At 70.8% G+C, this 16,719-nt stretch carries 19 protein-coding genes; 11 read left to right on the top strand and 8 right to left on the bottom strand.

What is annotated here, in order from left to right; all coding sequences use genetic code 11:
* From GA0070608_RS00210 to GA0070608_RS00190, 5 genes are all read right to left on the bottom strand, one after another.
* Complete coding sequence (locus tag GA0070608_RS00210) at nt 1–1,482, bottom strand: SCO6880 family protein (protein WP_091619524.1); 1,482 nt, start codon at nt 1,480–1,482, stop codon at nt 1–3.
* Nucleotides 1,479–2,783: a hypothetical protein gene (locus tag GA0070608_RS00205; protein ID WP_245715640.1), complete on the bottom strand. Its 1,305-nt coding sequence runs from the start codon at nt 2,781–2,783 to the stop codon at nt 1,479–1,481. Before GA0070608_RS00205 ends, GA0070608_RS00210 begins: the two co-directional genes overlap by 4 nt.
* A complete protein-coding gene (locus tag GA0070608_RS00200; RefSeq protein ID WP_091619521.1) occupies nt 2,768–3,508 on the bottom strand; it encodes a DUF8175 domain-containg protein in 741 nt (246 codons plus the stop codon). The genes GA0070608_RS00205 and GA0070608_RS00200 overlap by 16 nt, the downstream gene beginning before the upstream one ends.
* Before the next feature lie 16 nt (nt 3,509–3,524).
* On the bottom strand, nt 3,525–3,749 hold the full coding sequence (locus GA0070608_RS00195; protein WP_245715639.1) for a hypothetical protein: 225 nt from the start codon (nt 3,747–3,749) through the stop codon (nt 3,525–3,527).
* A gap of 86 nt (nt 3,750–3,835) precedes the next feature.
* A complete protein-coding gene (locus GA0070608_RS00190; protein WP_245715638.1) occupies nt 3,836–4,171 on the bottom strand; it encodes a hypothetical protein in 336 nt (111 codons plus the stop codon).
* Nucleotides 4,172–4,627: 456 nt separating this feature from the next.
* Here GA0070608_RS00190 and GA0070608_RS00185 point away from each other — a divergent pair, with 456 nt between their 5' ends.
* Both GA0070608_RS00185 and GA0070608_RS00180 read left to right on the top strand, forming a co-directional pair.
* Nucleotides 4,628–5,110, top strand: a complete 483-nt coding sequence (locus GA0070608_RS00185) for a hypothetical protein (RefSeq protein ID WP_245715637.1) — start codon at nt 4,628–4,630, stop codon at nt 5,108–5,110.
* Nucleotides 5,107–6,246: a M23 family metallopeptidase gene (locus tag GA0070608_RS00180; RefSeq protein ID WP_245715636.1), complete on the top strand. Its 1,140-nt coding sequence runs from the start codon at nt 5,107–5,109 to the stop codon at nt 6,244–6,246. Before GA0070608_RS00185 ends, GA0070608_RS00180 begins: the two co-directional genes overlap by 4 nt.
* A 71-nt stretch (nt 6,247–6,317) precedes the next feature.
* Here the strand turns inward: GA0070608_RS00180 and GA0070608_RS00175 are convergent, their stop codons facing one another.
* Nucleotides 6,318–6,656 (bottom strand): hypothetical protein, encoded by a 339-nt coding sequence (locus GA0070608_RS00175; protein WP_091619514.1) that lies wholly within the window; start codon nt 6,654–6,656, stop codon nt 6,318–6,320.
* Nucleotides 6,657–7,071: 415 nt separating this feature from the next.
* On the opposite strand from GA0070608_RS00175, the gene GA0070608_RS32440 reads away from it, so the two are divergent.
* From GA0070608_RS32440 to GA0070608_RS00150, 5 genes are all read left to right on the top strand, one after another.
* Nucleotides 7,072–7,515 carry a plasmid mobilization protein gene (locus tag GA0070608_RS32440; RefSeq protein WP_245715635.1) on the top strand — a complete coding sequence of 148 codons (444 nt, stop codon included), beginning with the start codon at nt 7,072–7,074 and terminating at the stop codon, nt 7,513–7,515.
* Complete coding sequence (locus GA0070608_RS00165) at nt 7,515–9,011, top strand: relaxase/mobilization nuclease domain-containing protein (RefSeq protein ID WP_091619506.1); 1,497 nt, start codon at nt 7,515–7,517, stop codon at nt 9,009–9,011. Before GA0070608_RS32440 ends, GA0070608_RS00165 begins: the two co-directional genes overlap by 1 nt.
* A 16-nt stretch (nt 9,012–9,027) precedes the next feature.
* Nucleotides 9,028–10,008 carry a hypothetical protein gene (locus GA0070608_RS00160; protein ID WP_245715634.1) on the top strand — a complete coding sequence of 327 codons (981 nt, stop codon included), beginning with the start codon at nt 9,028–9,030 and terminating at the stop codon, nt 10,006–10,008.
* Nucleotides 10,009–10,123: 115 nt separating this feature from the next.
* On the top strand, nt 10,124–10,672 hold the full coding sequence (locus GA0070608_RS00155; protein ID WP_091619502.1) for an RNA polymerase sigma factor: 549 nt from the start codon (nt 10,124–10,126) through the stop codon (nt 10,670–10,672).
* On the top strand, nt 10,669–11,682 hold the full coding sequence (locus GA0070608_RS00150; protein WP_245715633.1) for a CU044_5270 family protein: 1,014 nt from the start codon (nt 10,669–10,671) through the stop codon (nt 11,680–11,682). Before GA0070608_RS00155 ends, GA0070608_RS00150 begins: the two co-directional genes overlap by 4 nt.
* Before the next feature lie 11 nt (nt 11,683–11,693).
* Here GA0070608_RS00150 and GA0070608_RS00145 read toward each other — a convergent pair whose 3' ends face one another.
* Nucleotides 11,694–12,023 (bottom strand): hypothetical protein, encoded by a 330-nt coding sequence (locus tag GA0070608_RS00145; RefSeq protein ID WP_091619496.1) that lies wholly within the window; start codon nt 12,021–12,023, stop codon nt 11,694–11,696.
* A 412-nt stretch (nt 12,024–12,435) separates the two neighbouring features.
* Entirely contained in the window at nt 12,436–12,567 is a 132-nt protein-coding gene (locus tag GA0070608_RS33890) for a hypothetical protein (RefSeq protein ID WP_281185678.1), read from the bottom strand.
* A gap of 245 nt (nt 12,568–12,812) precedes the next feature.
* Here GA0070608_RS33890 and GA0070608_RS00140 point away from each other — a divergent pair, with 245 nt between their 5' ends.
* The 4 genes from GA0070608_RS00140 (at nt 12,813) to GA0070608_RS00125 (ending at nt 16,651) form a co-directional block, all read left to right on the top strand.
* Nucleotides 12,813–13,010, top strand: coding sequence for a hypothetical protein (locus GA0070608_RS00140; RefSeq protein ID WP_091619494.1), 198 nt, complete (start codon nt 12,813–12,815; stop codon nt 13,008–13,010).
* Nucleotides 13,007–14,053, top strand: a complete 1,047-nt coding sequence (locus GA0070608_RS00135) for a hypothetical protein (RefSeq protein ID WP_091619491.1) — start codon at nt 13,007–13,009, stop codon at nt 14,051–14,053. Before GA0070608_RS00140 ends, GA0070608_RS00135 begins: the two co-directional genes overlap by 4 nt.
* 97 nt (nt 14,054–14,150) lie before the next feature.
* Complete coding sequence (locus GA0070608_RS00130) at nt 14,151–15,284, top strand: AbiJ-related protein (protein WP_141719375.1); 1,134 nt, start codon at nt 14,151–14,153, stop codon at nt 15,282–15,284.
* A 71-nt stretch (nt 15,285–15,355) separates the two neighbouring features.
* The gene (locus tag GA0070608_RS00125) at nt 15,356–16,651 is read left to right on the top strand and encodes a hypothetical protein (RefSeq protein WP_141719374.1); all 1,296 of its coding nucleotides are present in this window, start codon (nt 15,356–15,358) and stop codon (nt 16,649–16,651) included.
* Nucleotides 16,652–16,719 lie beyond the last annotated feature (68 nt).

Below are 16,719 nucleotides of genomic sequence, written 5' to 3'. Positions count from 1 at the left end.
CTAAAAGGGGATCGTGGCGTGGACGGGCAGGACCACGCCGGCGGGCAGGCCGGCGGCGAACCCGGCTGCCTGGCAGCCGTACATCGGCCGGATCGTCAGGCGGGCCTCGCCGGCGCGGGCCCGGATGATGCCGGTGGCCTCGTCGAGCTGCTTGCCGTCGTCAGCCGCGGAGACGGTGGCGGTGACGAGCACGGTGAAGCGGACGACGCCCGCGCCGGTGGCCTCCTCCTGGGCGGCCTGCTCAGCGGCGGCCAGGTCGGTCAGGTCCCGGGCGCTGGGCCGGTGACTCTTGCCAGCCAGGAACCGGGCGTCGCGCTTGTCGGCCTCCACCAGCCGCGCCGCGTCGGCGGGGGAGTACGGCCGGTAGATCATGCTCACCCGCTTGCGCAGCAGTTGCGGGTCCGGGTCGGTGAGGCGGGCGAACAGCCGCGAGTACACCACCCCGCGCGGGGCCTCGACCATGCACCAGGTGCGCGAGACGCCGGAGTCGTGGCGGTAGGAATCCCAGCTCTCCCGGGTGGCCACCGGTCCGGCCTGCGTCCAGTCGGGGGTGAGCTGCGGGTCGCGGGCGAGGTCCAGGGCGGCGTCCGGGTCGTAGGCGGCGCGCACCACGGCAGCGAGGCCGCGGGCGGACATCGGCACGATGCCGGCGCCGGTGGCGCCGGTCAGCCCGGCGTGCAGGTGCGGCAGCCGGGCGGCGACCTCCCGGCACACGTCCTCGTGCGACATCGACCGGCCTGGCGGGGCGGTGTAGGTCAGCGACACGCGGGTGTCGACGGCCGCCGACCCGGCCGGGTAGGACCGTACGACGTCGTCGAGGACCTGCAGGGCCAGCGACGGTGCGTCGGGCCGGGACGTGGCGGTGACCTCGGCGGCCAGCCGGGTGCCCGGGTCCGGGGTGGTCTCGACGGTGACCTGTGCCTGCACGAGCTGCGGCTCACGCGACAGCGCCGCCAGCCACGACGCCAGGTGACTGACGCGGGCGTCGATGACGGCCTGGTCGACCAGGTCCATGCCCTCGGGCGCACACCGCAGGGTGACGGTGTAGTGCCGGCTCTGCGGCACCACGACGACGGCGACGAGCCCGGACCGGCCGGTCTCCACCTCGTACACCTCGGAGCGGGCCAGCACCCCGGGGAGCTGGTGCGCGGCGGTGACCCGGGACGCCACCCCCGAGACGTAGACGTGGTGGCGGCGGGCCCGCGCCAGCCACCACGCCACCCGCGCGTTGATGACCTGGAATCCAGTGCGCCCGCCAACCCGGATCGCCAGGGGCGCGAGCACGAGTAGCCCGATTACGGCGGTGATCAGTGCGGCCAGGGCGGAGACCGGCAGCATCGCTGCGGACAGCACCATGACCAGGAACGCGGCGATTGTGCCGGCCGGGCCGAGCCCGAACAACCCGGCCCCGCGTCCGAGGCGCCAGTTGCCGTAGGTGCGCTGCTGCTGCTCGCCAGCTCGTTCCCGTACCTCGGTGCTCATGCGCCCTCACCGCCAACCGCTCCGGACGCCGTCCCGCCGACCTTGCGCACGGTGCCGGGCCCCGCCTGTGCTGTTGTGACCGCGAGCCCGGCCGGTCCGGCCGCCGACGTGGCGGCTCCTGCCGCACCCGTCGTCTGCGCCGTGCTGGCTGCCGTCTGGGCTGTCGTGGCCGTCGAACTCCCGGACCCTGCCGGCACCGGGGCCGCCGTGCCGGTCCTCGCGCCTTCACCGGAGGGGCGGGGCGCTGGCATCGGGGCAGACGGGGTGGCACCGCCGGGCCTGCCGGGGTCACTGCCACCGGAGCGCGCCCCGGGCCCGCCGCCGCTTGCACCGCTACTGGCGTTGAGCCGGATCGCACCCGAGGCGATCTGTCCGGCTGCGGAGGTCGCTGCCATCGCCGCACTCCCGGAGCCGCCGGAGGACAGCACCGACACCGCCGGGGCGATCAGCCGCATGAGGGCAGGCAACGCCACGATGGCCATGCAGAACATCACCAGGCCGGTGAGCAGCGTCGTGAGGTCCTGGGCCTTGCCGAGCATCCAGAAGACCGCCGCGTAGATCGTGGCCGCCGCAGGCTTGTAGAGCACCAGGGCGAGCAGCCACGTCAGGTACCGGTCCCGGATCGCACGGCCGGACCCGGCGATGCCCGACGCGGCAGCCAGCGGGAGCAGCCCGGCCAGCAGCACCAAGCCGGCGCCCCGGGCCAGCAGCAGCAGCAACTGCACCATGGTGGCCAGGAACATCATGATCGAGATGCCGATCACCATCAGCGCGGATAGCCCATTGGTGGCGGCGGCTGGCGCGAAGGCACGCAGCCGGGCACCGAGGTCACCGTCGGCGGAGGCCTGGAGGATCCAGTCGGAGTAGGCGTCGCCGATGCCGATCAGCAGTTGCACGGCGGGCACGCCAGCGCCGGCGAGCACGACCATGGTCACCAGGCCCTTGGTCAGGGTGCCAGCGTCGCGGCCGTTGCGTTCCCAGGCGAGCCGGATCGCCCCGACGAGCACCGCGCCCACCGCGAGCGCGGCTACCGCCCAGTTGGTGTAGGCGCTCAGGTAGTCGACGGTGCCGTCGCAGACGAGCTTCCCGGATGCGTCGGTGTGGCAGGAGCCCTGGGAAACCTTGGGCGTAGGGATGGACAACCAGCCGGCGACCAAGGCCTTGAGCATCTCCGCAGCGGCCTCGGATGCCTGCTCGGACAGTTCGTCGAGGAACCGGCCGGCGGTGGTGTCGAGGACGTGACCTGGGACGCAGACGGGGTTGACGATGGGGCAGTCGTCCGGCACTACCGCGGCCCCCACTCGACGACCCCGGCGAGGTCACTGGTGACGCGGTTGATGGAGACCCACGCCCCGCCGGGCGGGGCTTGCATGCGCCAGTCGCCGTCACGCCAGAGCAGCGTCAGCGACAGCACGTGGTAGCGGGGGGTGCCGGCCGACGGTGCGCGCAGCACCAGCCCAATGACGGCGGTGTCCGGCGTGTAGGACTGGTAGGTGAAGCCGGCGATCTGGCTCAGCGAGCCAGGGTCGGCGGGGCCACTGTCACTGGCGCGGTACTCGGCGACGAGGCGGTCTCGGTCGGCGCTCGGTACGAATTGGCTTTCGATGGTGGGCTGCCAGTAGGCGGGCCCGAGGGTGTGGCTGGCTCTGGTCATGAGCTGGGCGGCAGCGACTAGAGCACCTTCCGGGGTGTGGGCGTACCCAGACGCGGTGGTCTCGGTGATCCGCTTCGGACCTGCGGTGGCGCTGACCGGCACGGCGGACGCGCCGACGAGTTCCCAGCGCACGTCGGCCGGTGGAGACGTCGGTACGGCCGTGGGCAGCTCCTGTTCGGTACTGCTGTCGGCCGGAGCGGGCGCTGTCGTCGGCGTGCCGGTGGTCGTACCGCCGCCGCCCCTGTCGTCGTCACCCTTGGGTAGCAGTGCGACCAGCAGACCCGCCGCGAGGATAAGCACCACCAGCACGGCGGCGGCGATGAATCCGGGCCGCGTCCATGGCGGTCGCTGGGTGAAGTCAGGCTGTGACATGAGGGGCCTCCCCGAGCTAGACGATCAGGGCGCCGACGATGGTGGATGCGCTGCCGATCAGGATGCAGGCGGCGAACACCCAGCCGAGTTGGGCGACGTTGGTGTCGTCACCGCGGCGGTGCGCGATGGCCATCTTCGCGGCGCTGTAGATGATCCCTCCGACGCACGCGGCGGTGGCGAGCCACGCGATCCACTGGAGGATCTCTAGCACGTTGCTCTGCACCACTCCGGGGGGTGCCACGCCGCCGCCTGGGTTCGGGACCCCACCGGGGGGAGGGGTGGGGGCTGCCAGGTACAGCCCGATGCGAGCGGGTAGGTCTGCGAGCGTCATCGGTTCACTTTCGTGTTGATCTTTTGTGCGAGGGCGTGGCGGAGTGTTTCGACGTCGGGGGGTGTGCCGACGTCGCGGGGGTCGTCGGCGGCCAGGAGGGCGTCGATCCAGCCGACGCGCCACACCTGCGGCGCCCAGCCGCCGAGCAGGTGTAGTCGTTCGGTGGCGATGCGTGGGGGGCGCCGTGGGGAGGCCGCGACGGCGACCACGCCGAGCACGGTGGTTGTGCCGGATATGCCGGCGCGGCGACGCCATTGCTCGATTGCTCCGGTGGCCGCCCAGGTGCCGTGGGCGGACAGGCGGCACACCAGCACCACCTGGGCGGGCGGCATCGCCGGCGTCGTCAGCGGCCACGTCCGACCGAAGTCGACTCCGAAGCCGGCCAGCCGCGCCAGGGTGCTCGTGCCCGCTCCACCGTGGCATCCGACCCACCAGATCGGCGGCCATCCACTCAGGAGGACATTCTCCGGAATCGCCGAGGACGGAAGGTGGGGTGCGCTCCCAAGGCGCGTGCGGTGCGCGGTAACAGTCGTTGCCTTCACCGGCGTTCCCGCCGCGCGCAGATGCTCCCCGCCATCTGATGCCTCCCCCGTGTAACAAGGTCACCGACGAGTAGCCGACAGTAGCACCGCGTTTCTCAATGGATCTATGGTGATTGCTCTGCCGCGACAAGGACGCGAATGAAAGTACGGGGGAGGCGTCATATGGCACGCAGAGCAGCCACATCCGCGCGCATCACAGACGGTGGATGGCAGGTTCGGGCGGCGTTGGCTGCTGTGGGTGCGGCGGTGGCGTTGACGGGGTGCGGCACGGCGGCAGGGCCGGGCACACCGGCACCGGATGTCAGCGGCCCGGTGTATCCGACCGTCAGCGCGGTCGAGGTGTCGCCGACGTCGTCCCGTGAGGCACCGGGCAGCGACGACCACGGCGACGAGCAGGCGCCGGCCGCGCTGCCGCCGGCCGCTCAGGCGCCGAGGGTGGTGGAGGCGTTCGCGGTGGCATGGGCACGTTCGGATCTGCCGGCGGATGTGTGGTGGAAGCGGGTCGCGCCGCACTGCGAGGACGGCTTTGCCCATGCGCTGCGTACCGTTGACCCGGCGCAGGTTCCGGCGACCCAGGTGACGGGCCGCCCGGCGGCGAAGCAGCCGCCGAAGAACGGGGCGGCGGTGTACGAGGTGCCCACCGATGCCGGCACGTTGACCGTCACCCTCGCCGCCGTGGCCGGGCGTTGGGTGGTCATCGGTAACGACTTCGTTCGGGCGGTTCGGTGACGCGGCGACCGGTCGCGTTGATCGTGGCGGTGGCCGCCGTGGTCATGCTGGTGTGCGGCGGGACGGTGGGCCTGCCGTTGATGTTGTTCGGCCTGGCGCAGGCTGAGGCGGCGGCGTGCGAGGTGCCGTCGCTACCTGGTGCCTCACCGGTGCCGGGCGGTGGCAGGTGGGACAGTGCCCAGAGCACGCACGCGGCGACGATCGTGGCGGTTGGACGCCAGCGTCAGGTGCCGCCCCGTGGGTACGTCATTGCGCTGGCCACCGCGATGCAGGAGTCCACCCTGCGCAACTTGGCCAACGCGACGGTGCCTGAGTCGCTGTCGCTGCCGCACGAGGGTGTGGGCCGTGATCACGACTCGGTCGGGCTGTTCCAGCAGCGTCCGGGGTGGGGCAGTGTGCGGGAGCGGATGACGCCCAGCTACGCGGCCGGGAAGTTCTACGAGGCGCTGGTGCGTGTCGACGGGTGGCAGCGGATGCGGCTGACCGATGCCGCGCAGGCGGTGCAGCGTTCGGGCCTGCCGGAGGCGTACCAGAAGTGGGAGCCTGACGCGGAGCAGCTTGCCGCGCGGGTGCTCGGTCTGCCGAGCATCGACGACATCGGCGGTGGTGCGCCGACGGCCCCGTGCGGCGTTGACGACCTGGGCCCGGTCCCGGTCGGCCCGGGCGGTTGGGTGCAGCCGCTACGGGCGATGGTCACCAGCCCGTTCGGGCAACGCAACGGCCGCCTGCACGCCGGCGTCGACATGTCGACCTCAGACGTGCGGGGTGACCCGATCCGCGCCGCGTCGGCCGGGGTCGTGGAGCAGGTCAAGTGCGACTGGCACACCACCTGCAACCGCGACGGGCACACCGGCGCGCGCGGTTGCGGCTGGTACGTCGACATCCGCCACGCCGGCAACGTCGTGACCCGCTACTGCCACATGATCGAGCCGCCCGAGGTGTCCATCGGTCAGCGCGTCGCGGCCGGAGCGGTCATCGGACACGTCGGTAACAGCGGCGGTAGCTCCGGGCCGCACCTGCACTTCGAGGTGCACGTCGACGTGCGTCCTGGTCCGTATAACGCCAACAGCAGCAACGCGGTCGACCCGGAAGCCTGGATGCGGGCCCGCGGCGTGCCGCTCGGGACCAGGTCGTGACCGGCGCCCACAAGATGACGGCCTCCCCCGCCGAAGCTGGAGAGGCCGTCATCGTGACGTGGGCGTGGCCGTTACGTCTGCGCCGGGACCTCGGCCGGCGCCACCAGCTCGTCCGGCTGACCCTGCGCGGGCTGCGCCTGCCGGGGTGCGCGGCGTCGCCTGGACGTGGTCGACGACTCCGGCGCGTCCAGGCCGAGCTTGGCCAGTTCCTCGGCGCTCCAGCCGCCGGCGACGGCGTCGGCGTATCGGGCAGCGTATCGGGCGTTGGCCTCGCGCAGCGCGTCGACGAGCTGGTCGCGGTCGTGCCGGGCGGTAGCGGCCTCGCCGACCAGGGCCGCGCGCTCGCGCAGCAGTTGCAGCGCGGCCTTCTCGGTCTCGGTACGGATGGCCTTGGCGGACTGGTCGGCCATGGGATCCTCCCCCTGGATGCTCCGGTCTGGTGGCTGTGGACGCCGAGCCTAGCGGTCAAGATCGATCCACGTGGGCCCGACCTTGTGGCACCGCTGGTGACCGCCGGAGACGCCGGCAGCGCTCGACGAGGACGTCGACCAGGAGCACGGACGTGCCACCGGCACGTCGCACAGCGCCGCGCCGCGTCGACGACGGCGGACGCTGGCGACCGGCCGCGTCGGGTCACCACAAGGCCGTCTCGTGGTGCGCGCCGCCAGGTGTGCTCGCGTGCGCGACCACACGGCCAGATCGCGCACGCGCGATCCACCAGCGCTGCCGGAGCAAGTTGGAATAAAAGTCTGACTTTTGGTCAGACGGGCCGCGTAGCGGCCGGGCAGATCAGGGCGGCGTCGGCCCGCCGGGAGGGTGGTCGACGTGGCTGAGTCGCCGCAGGTCGGTGTGGTCCGGTTCGGTGCCAGCGAGCGCCGGAGACGTGCCCACAACGACGATGATCCGCGCGTGCACCGGGTGACCGTGCGGCTGTCCGAGGCGGAGCGGGCGGCGGTCGAGGCGAATGCGGCGGCGGCCCGGATGGCCACCTCGGCGTACCTGGCGGAGGCCGGTTCGGCGCCGCTCGTGCCCGCCCCAACGGGCCTGGGCGGGGGCGGGGAGACGGGCCCGTTGCTGGTCGAGCTGATGGGGGTGCACCGGCAGGTGCGGGGCGCGGCGACCAACCTCAACCAGGCGGTAGCGCGGCTGCACTCCACCGGGGAACCAGCCGGGGACCTGGCCGCCACGGCGGCGTACCTGGCACGGATCGCGGCCCGCGTCGACGACCTCGTCACCGCGATCGCCGCCGCCCAAACCGGCCGACGCTGATGATCCCGAAGGTCACCTACGGCGCCCGGGTCCGGGGCCTGCTGGAGTACCTGTTTGGCCCAGGGAAGGCCGAGGAACACGTCAACCCGCACCTGGTCGCCGGGTACGACGACATGGCGCTGCTGACTCCCAGCCGGCACGACCGCGACGGCGAGCGATGGTCGCTGGACGAGCTGGCGGCGCGGCTGGACGCGCCGCAGATCGCCGCCGGCGAGCGCGGAGTGAAGCAGTACGTGTGGCAGTGCTCGCTGAGCATGCCGGCCCACGAGGGCCAGCTCGACGACGCGACGTGGGGCCGCATCGCGGGCCGGTTCGTGGCCGAGATGGGCTTCACCGGCGACGCGGAGCGGGCCGGGTGCCGGTGGATCGCGGTGCGGCACGGACTGTCGGCGCGCGGCAACGACCACGTGCACCTGGTCGTCACCCTCGCCACCGAGGACGGGGCGCCGGTGTGGCTGCGGCAGGACAAGCGGCGTAGCCAGCAGGTCGCCGACCTCATCGAGGACGAGTTCGGGTTGGGCAAGTGGACACCCGGTCGGGCCGGGGCGACCCGGCGTCCGGAGCTGACCCGGCCCGAGGTCGAGCGGGCCCGGCGCGTCGACCAGGCGCCGGACCGGGAGTTGCTGCGCCGCCAGGTCCGGGCCGCGCTCGCCGGCGCCACCAGCGAAGCCGAGTGGGTCGCGCGAATGAAGGGTGCCGGCCTCTTGGTCGCTGCGCGCACCGCGGCGACGGACCGGGACCAGGTGGTCGGATACGCCGTGGCGCTACGGTCGACCGGTGCCGGTAAGCCACGCTGGTATGCCGGGCGCAGCCTGGACGGCGACCTGAGCCTGCCCCAGATCCGCAAGCGGTGGCCCGACGCGCCGCCAGCGCCGGCAGTGCAGTGGAAGACGGCGGATTCTGCGGAATCGACGACGCTGCGCGGTGAGGACCGGATGGCGGTGTGGCGGTCGTCGGCCGCCGCCCTGGAGGCGATCAGCGGGCGGCTGGCTGGCGTCGCGCCGGGCTCGCCGCAGTGGCCGGTGGTGGCCCGCGCCAGCGCCGACCTGCTGGCGCGGGTCGCGGCGGCCACCGAGCCATCGGGGCGGGGTCCGGTGACGCGGGCGGCTGACGCACTGGCCCGCGCGGCGGCACCACCGCGTCGCGCACCGGCGCCGGCGGCGTCGACGATCGCCGCCGAGCTGGGCCGGGTCGCCGACGCGCTGATGGTCACCGGACCCGCCCGCGACGGCGGTGAGGCGGCGGTGCTGCTCGCCGTGGTCGTGCAGGCGGCCCGGCTGGTGGTGGCATTGGCCGAGCTGCGCGCGGCCGAGCAGCAGGCACACGCGGCCGGCGCGGCGGCCAGGGCAGCGGCGCACCTGATGCCGCTGCTCGCGCAGGGCGCGGTGCACGTCGAGCGAGACGTTCCAGGCCCGCGCGTCGGGCGCGAGGAGCCGGACGCGGCACGGGCACGGGCCCGTGTCGACCCGGCGGTGGATCAGCAGACGCAGCGATGAGGGACGGGGAGAGGTAGTGGCCGACAACGAGATGGCCGAGATCCACCAGCGGGCCACCGCGGCGATGACCGCCGCGATTCAGGCTGCCGGCCAGCTGGCTCAGGTGCTGATCGACGCCCGGATCGCGCAGCTGCAACGCGCCGCGCGGGCCAGCGAGGAGCAGGCCCGGCAGATCCGTGCGCAGGCTCGCGCGGCACAGCAGGCCGACGCGGCGGTGTGGCGGCCGGCGATGCGCCCGGGGTGGTGGCGTACCGCGGGGACGGAGGACATCGCTCGGGTGTGGCGGGCTGCGTCGACGTGGCAGCACGTAGATCCCCGGGCGCAGCAGGCCCGGCAGACGGTCGTCGGCCAGCTCGCCAAGAGGGCGGGCCGGGCGGCCGAGAAGCCTGAGCCGGTGCGCGAGCCGGACGACATTGAGGTGCTGTCCGACGCCGTTGACCGGGCGGTGCGCGAGGCCACGGACCGGTCGCGGCGGCCGGCGATGTCCGCCGAGGCGGTGCGGGACAGGCAGGAGCGGATGGCCGCTGAGGTACGCCGGGCGTGGCCGTCTGGGCAGCGGGCCGAGCGGGTGCTCGGGTGCGAGGCGTGGGGTGCGCTGGCGTACACGCTGGACCAGGCGCAGCAAGCTGGCCACGACCTGCAGCAGCTTCTTCGCGGTGTGCCCAGCTTTGTGGACCGGGCCCGGACCCCAGGGGCCTTTGCGTGTCGGGTGGTGCAGGACCAGCTCGATGGGCGAATCGACCTCGGCACGGTACGTAGGGACCTGGGTAAGGGCGACGTCGAGATCGTGCAGGACGGTCCGTTCAGCCCGGAGACTCCCTCCACCGCGGCGAACACTGAGCCTGCGGCCAGGGTCGCGCTGGGCTTCCCCGTGTCTACTCAAGCGGCTGTAGCCGACGCCGTTGCCGACACCGACGTGGGCAAGGCCAGCCAGGGCCACAACGGGCCCATCCTGTCCCGACGGGCCGCGCCGGGACAGGATGGGCCCGCGCGGTGATGATGCCGTGGAACCGGTGGGGCGATGCTGGCGGCGGTGATCAAAGTAGTCCGGTTCCGCCTGTAATCCTTGTTCGCCCACCGCCACGAGTAGTTAGTGAGACTGAGGGGGTCGGGTGGGCGCTGGTCAGGATGAGCACGCTGTTTTTGCGCGGGTGTACTCGTCGAGCTATCACCTGGTGCTGCGCTACTGCTATCGGCGGACCGGTGACATGGAGTCTGCACGGGAGCTGACGCAGGAGACGTTCGTCGTGGCGTGGCGTCGGCACCGAGACGCACCCGAGTCGACTATGCCGTGGCTGTATGGGATCGCCCGTCGAGTACTGGCTGATCATTGGCGTGCTCGGCGGGTTCGGCCGGTGACCGTACCGATGACCGAGACCTTCGATGTGATGGTGGACGACGGGGGATTCGCGGCTGTCGGCCTGGCGCAGGATGTGCGACGAGCGTTTGCCGGGCTGTCGGAATCCGACCGCGAAGTGTTGCGTCTGGTGACGTGGGAGGACCTCGACTTGTCAGCGGCGGCTCGAGTTCTCGGGTGTAGTCGACCCGCAGCTGCGGTTCGGTTGTTCCGGGCTCGGCAGCGACTGGCTCGCCTGATGGACGACCCGCCGGTGGTGCGGACCCGAAAAGCCCCGGCAACAGTGCGTGGAGGCGTGAGATGAAGATCGACAAGAACATGCTCAAGCAGGTTGACCCGGCTCGGGATGTCGACGACTGGCCAGTAGCACCACATGTCGACTGGTCAGCCATGGCGCGCAACTCGCCGCCGGCTTCCATTCGGAGGCAGTGGACGCGTCGGGCTGTGTTGGGTGCGGTGGCCGCGAGCGCCACGGCGATCGCGGGAGCCTTGGTCGTGCAGGTCGTCGGCCCGGCTAAACCGGTGTTGGCCGTAACCCCCCCGCCGCTTCATCTGCAGTACGACAAAGACGCGCCAGCAGCCAGCGACGCCCTGTTGAAACTAGCCTCCGCGGTTCAGGCAGGGCCGGCTGTCAACGAACAGCGTAGCGGCCGGTTCAGCTTCGTGCGCGTCGGGCAGTGGTCTCTGGACATGTCCTCCTCCGCTAAGGACGGAACGGCGGTGGCGGTGGTGCCGCAGGTGATCTCGACCTGGCGTGCCTTGGACGGATCCGGCAAGGTCGTTACCGCCTCCCTTCATCGGTCCGACGTCGGCGATAAGCCGGATGCACAGGCGTTGATGACGGCGGCAACACGAGGTGGGACCCAGGTCAGCACCTACGCGGCAGGGCAGCTAGCGGCGGTCATCGCCGATCCGATACCGCACGACGTCGACGCCCTGGCTAAAGCACTGTATGCCCATCAGCCTCAGGACAAGGGTGCCCAGTCAGCAGTGCGAGCGATCGCAGATTTGTACCGCGCAGCGGCGGTTGATCGTGACGTGCGGGTTGCGGCACTGAGGTTCCTCGCCCGTACCGACGGAGTGCTCCTGCGCGGTGAGATCACCGATAGGCTCGGTCGCCGTGGCCTTGCTGTGAGCGTTGACTCTAAGACCGGAGAGACCCGTGACCTGCTGGTTTTCGATCAGCGCACCGGTTTGCTCCTTGCCCATGAGTCGATGTTCCTGAAGCGACCCGAGAAACTTCCAGTCAAGGTGCCGGCGGTGTTCTCCTACGTGCTCTATCTAGAACAGGATAGACGGACCGATATGACCTGATGGTTGGCACATCACCCCGACAGACCCGACACGCGCGCGCGTTTGGCCGGTGTCCGAACCAGCCCCTCAGAAAACCCCCGGAAACTCGCGGCATCGCACGCTCGATGGTGCTCCATCGTCTCGCGCGCCGCCGGGCAGTCCGGGCGGCGCTCCGGGTCGTGCGCGAAGAACCGCAGGCCGCCCGAAGACACCTTGGCGTGCACGGGGTGGTCGCACTGTTGGCAGCACAGACGCACACGCGGCCGCCGTCGGTGGATCTCCGACCACACCCATCCGCACCCGAGGTCATCGAGCGTGGCGTCCACCCGGCCGCGGTCGGCGTGCAGCGCGACGAACGTCACCGGCCCACCTCCACCGTCGCCCCCATAAGCCAAGACCATGGTCCATGTTGGCGGGCGGGACCAGTCATCCAAGCGCCCGACCAAATGAAACCGCATCAAGATCAAGTATTTGTGGTCCTGGGTCAGCTACCCAAGCGTGGGGCCTGTTCGGAGGGGAGCGGCCAGAGGACCAGACAGAAATCCTGGCCCGAGCGAAGAACCCCGCCGCCGGCACTGAACCGGCGGTGACGGCCGCCCAGGCGTTTCCGGTCTCGACCCGCGATGCGGTGGCGGCGGCGCAGTCCGGCAGCGACACAGCCAGCCAGGCGCCTGCGGTGACACCGGCACCGCCGCGGTCGCCTTCGGCGGGCGTGACCGCCGAAGCTCCGGGCCGGTAGAGGTCACGCCTGCGCGGTCAGCGTCCGACGTCGCCCTACGCGGCGGCGGGACGCTCCCGCCGGGCAACCTGAGCCAGCGCGCGGTCGCCTTCGGCGGGCCGCACGGTGATCGGCTCGTCGCCAGCGGCGTCGAGCGTGGCGTAGTGCGCCTCCACGATCTCCCGCACGGAAATCTTGTGCGCCCGTTCGCCTCTACCCGCTGACCGCACCAGAACCTCTACGAAGCCGAGTAGTTCTGGTGCGGTCAGCGGGCATACGGCATTCAAGATCGGCAACGAGACAGCCAGCCGCGGAGCCGTCACTGTTGCACCTGGCGCTGCTGTCTGGCAGGCCGGAGAGGGGCCTCCCGCCCGCCATCGACCGTAGGAAGTTGGACGGCGGGCGGGAGCCCGTACCGATCGGAGAATGACACATGCTCGGCCTCGATGACCAGCACGGATGGCTGGCAGCCGTCCTGCTGATCGCTCTTCCCACCGCGGTGGTGTCCCTCGGCGTTGTCCTGGTGGCGGTGCTGGCACTGGCCGCCCGCCAACCGCGGACCCGCCGCCACTGCATCGACGTCCTCGCCCAGCTCACCCGGTATGTCGGTGCGCTGCGGAGCAAGCGGTGAGCGTCGTCTCGCCGGTGCCGCCGGGCCGCCCCAGGGCGGCCCGGCCGCCCAGGGCGGTCATCAACGACCGGCTGCTCAGCGCCTGCGATGGGCCCGAGGGAAGCACCCTCCTCCACGAGGAGGTCCGGCAGAACCTGGAGCACCTCTGGCAGTACGGCGGCAACCGCGATGGCAGGACTCCCGGGCGCCGCCCCGATTGGATCTTCATCCGGCAGGACTTCCTGCTGCAGCAGCCCGGCACCGACCACGCGCCGGGCCTGGCTCGCCTGGTACCCGCCAGAGGGCTGCCGCTTCGCCTGGAGCTGCTCATGCTCTTCGACGCGCAGTGTCGGTACGGCCTCGGGGAGCGGGTCCGCGTCGACCGCACGTTCGAGGACATGGAGGCGAGCGCGCCGATCAAGAGCTGGCAGAAGGTGGTGCTCTCCGACACCAGCTCCGACTACCGGGAAGCCGGTGCACTGCGGGGGCGGCAGATCAAGGAAGCACTGCGGGTGCTCGACAAGCAGCACCTGGTGGATATCGGCCCGGACAAGAGCCGGCCTGGCCGGCGGGATCTCAACCGGATCACGCTGTTGTCGGAGGCCAGCACTCCGGTCAGTCGGCCCAAGTACACGGTGCCGGAGGGTGGCGTGTACGTCTCGCGTCACTTCTTCACCAGCCTCTGGGTATTCGCGCTCACGAACACCGAGATCGCCGTGTTCCTCGCCCTCTCAGCCCGACGGGCGGCCTTCCCCCTTGCTCACACCGGAGGCGGTGTGTTCGTGGTGCAGGAACACCGCCGTCAGTTCGGGTTGAAGGACAACACCTGGCGCAGCGCACGTGAGCTGCACACCTACGGCCTGGTGGACCGCGTCCACGACACGGAGCGCGATACCCAGACCGGCAGGATCACCGACTACGGCAACCGCTGGAAGAAGCACGAGGTCATGCCGACGCGCTTCACCATCATCGACTCCGCGCTGGAGCAGCCGGCCGTACCTACCATCGACCGAGTCCTGAACAACCCCACCCCCGAGGACCAGTGGAGGCAGTGGTTCGGCTGAGCACCCTCGGCGGCCTCGGGTTGGCCGGTGACTAACGACCTTGCGAAACTGGCGCTAAGGGCGGCTCGTCGGGGGCTATCAGTACACTCCGGGCCCGATGATGTCCTCGCCGATACAGCGCGCGACCCCGACGGGCCGGATCACCCACGTCACCCGCCGCCGCCTGGTCGAGGGGTTCGCGGCTATGCCCACGGCACACTGGAGCGGCGACCTCGACGAGCCGGACTTTCTGGCTCGGCTCTACCCGCTGGAGAAGATGCCGAGCAACGACCCGCGCTACGACACCGCCGGTCGCGACATCTTCCAGCACCGTGTGCTCAACCCATGCGACTGGCCCGACGACTGGATCTTCAGGGATGAGCGGTTCGGGCTGGCGGACAACGACGAGGCACTGCTGGCCTTCCTCGTCGAGATGCTGCACCCCGAGGTCCGCACCAACCTTGCCGAGGTCGAACAGCTTCGGGACTTCCTCAACAAGGTGCTGGTTTACGACGGCTACGAGATCGTCCAGGTCGACGCCATCAGCGGCGCTCCGATCTTCGACTACCGCCTGATCGGCTCCGGCGTGCGCGGCTCCATGAAGAACCTCATCTTCGCCGCGCTCGGGCCCAAGCCGGAGATCGTGCTCGACGACGCCGTCAACAACGACCTGCACTTCGTCCGCAACGCCGACAACTGCCTGGTGTACGACCGGCCGTTGGGCGCACACGGCCTGACCTGGGCCGAGCTGACCGACTGGTGGGCCGATCGACAAGGGATGACCGGCGAGCCGGAGCGGGACATCTCACGCAGCCTCTATCGCAGGCTGGACCAGTCGCTCGGCGACAACGACGCCGAACGGCGCATTCTGCGCACCTACGCCGGGCGCTACGTCCGGCTCGGCCCCGACATCCCAGCTCTGATCCCGCAGGTCTACCTGCACTACGACCCATACACCGCGACCGAGCGACGGGCACCCGGCCCGCTCCCACGTCAGCGCATGGACTTCCTGCTGCTCCTGCCTCACCGGGCCCGCGTTGTCATCGAATGCGACGGCAAGCAGCACTACGCCGACGACGACGGCCGCGCCAACCCGCGCCAGTACGCCGACATGATGCGCGCAGATCGCGAACTTCGCCTGAAGGGGTACGAGGTGTACCGTTTCGGCGGTTCCGAGCTCGTCGACGACGATGCCGCACAGCACCTGCTCAGCATGTTCTTCGACCGCCTGCACCAGCGGTACCACTCATGACCGGGACGCAGGCACCAGTCCCGTGTCGGTGTCTTCGCCTACAGTGACACCCGTGCCCGAGGGACGCCACGGTGGATAGCCAGACGAGCAAGGAACTCGCCACCGTGTCGCAGATGCTGGTTCAAGCCGGGAACCAGCACGCGGCGCGGCTGCTATCACTGGCCGAGCAGGCAGAGATCGGGCAATCGCTGCCGTGGGAGCCCGCGCCCGTTCCCGTGGTGCTGCGCGTACATCCCGCGTTCGTCGGCCTGTTTCGGCCGGCGGATCTGCAGGTGATCGCAGCGCAGTTTAATCGTGTTCGGAAGTGGGGGAACGGCGACAATCACCAGGTGAGCATCGCACCCGTGCTCGCCGACCCCTTCGCCCACAACGACTTGGGCAGCGGCACGGACGCCATGCAGCTACGCGACGAGATCGCCGAAGCGTTGTGGCCGGTCAGTGCCACCAAGCTCCCAGACGTCTGCCGGGCGCTCGGGCTCGAAGATGGTGACGTCAACGAGGCGATGGCCAGCAAGCGCGCGTACGTGCGAAGTCGGACCAGCGACTACACCCTGGACCAGCTGTGCCAACTCGGCTCACGTGTCGTCGAGCAGCATTACCGCCCCCGGCTGTGGGGGCTGCTCCAGGTGCATGCCGGCCGGCGTACTGGAGTCGACTCGCCGTTCAAGAATCTCATCTTCGCCGCGGACGGTCCCAAACCGGAATTGGTGCTGACCGACGCGGTGAGCAACACCATCGAGATCAGCAAGAACGGCGAGTTCTGCCTCGTCTACGACCGCGGCCTGGACCCCAGCGGGTTGAGCTGGCGGCAACTGGTCACCTGGTGGACCGAAACCCACGCTGAGCGCGGGACCAGCGAACAGGAGGCGGGTCGGCAGTTGTACCTGCGTCTGCGGCGCTCGCTGGACCGCGACCGCAAGCCCTCGGACCCACCCGGCCCGGAGCGGCAGGTGTTCCGCGCATACGGCGAGCTGCTCAGCGAACACGGCTTTGACCTGCCGGCGCTGATTCCACAGGTCTACCTGCACTACGACCCCTACACCCGGGCCCAGCGGCGTGAGCCGGGACCGCTACCGCGCCAGCGGATGGACTTCCTACTGCTGATGCGCGGCCGTTGGCGGCTCGTCCTCGAGTGCGACGGCAAGCAGCACTACGCCGAGGACGACGGGCGGGCAAGCCCTCGTCGCTACGCCGAGATGGTCGCCGCAGATCGGGAACTCCACCTGGCCGGCTACGAGGTCGTGCGCTTCGGCGGCGCGGAGTTCCAGTCGCAGGAACAGTCCCTGCCGATGCTGCGCCGCTACTTCACACGGTTGTTCATTGCGCACGGCTACCTGCCTGAATCGGGTGCCGCGCCCACCGACTGACGACCCGGGTAGAGGCTTGCGCCGGTGCGTGCAGGCCGGGACGTCACCGTGACTGGACGCGGGCGGCG

This window comes from Micromonospora peucetia, from assembly GCF_900091625.1.
Taxonomy (GTDB): Bacteria; Actinomycetota; Actinomycetes; order Mycobacteriales; family Micromonosporaceae; genus Micromonospora; species Micromonospora peucetia.
This window is presented reverse-complemented; position numbering and strand designations above follow the sequence as displayed.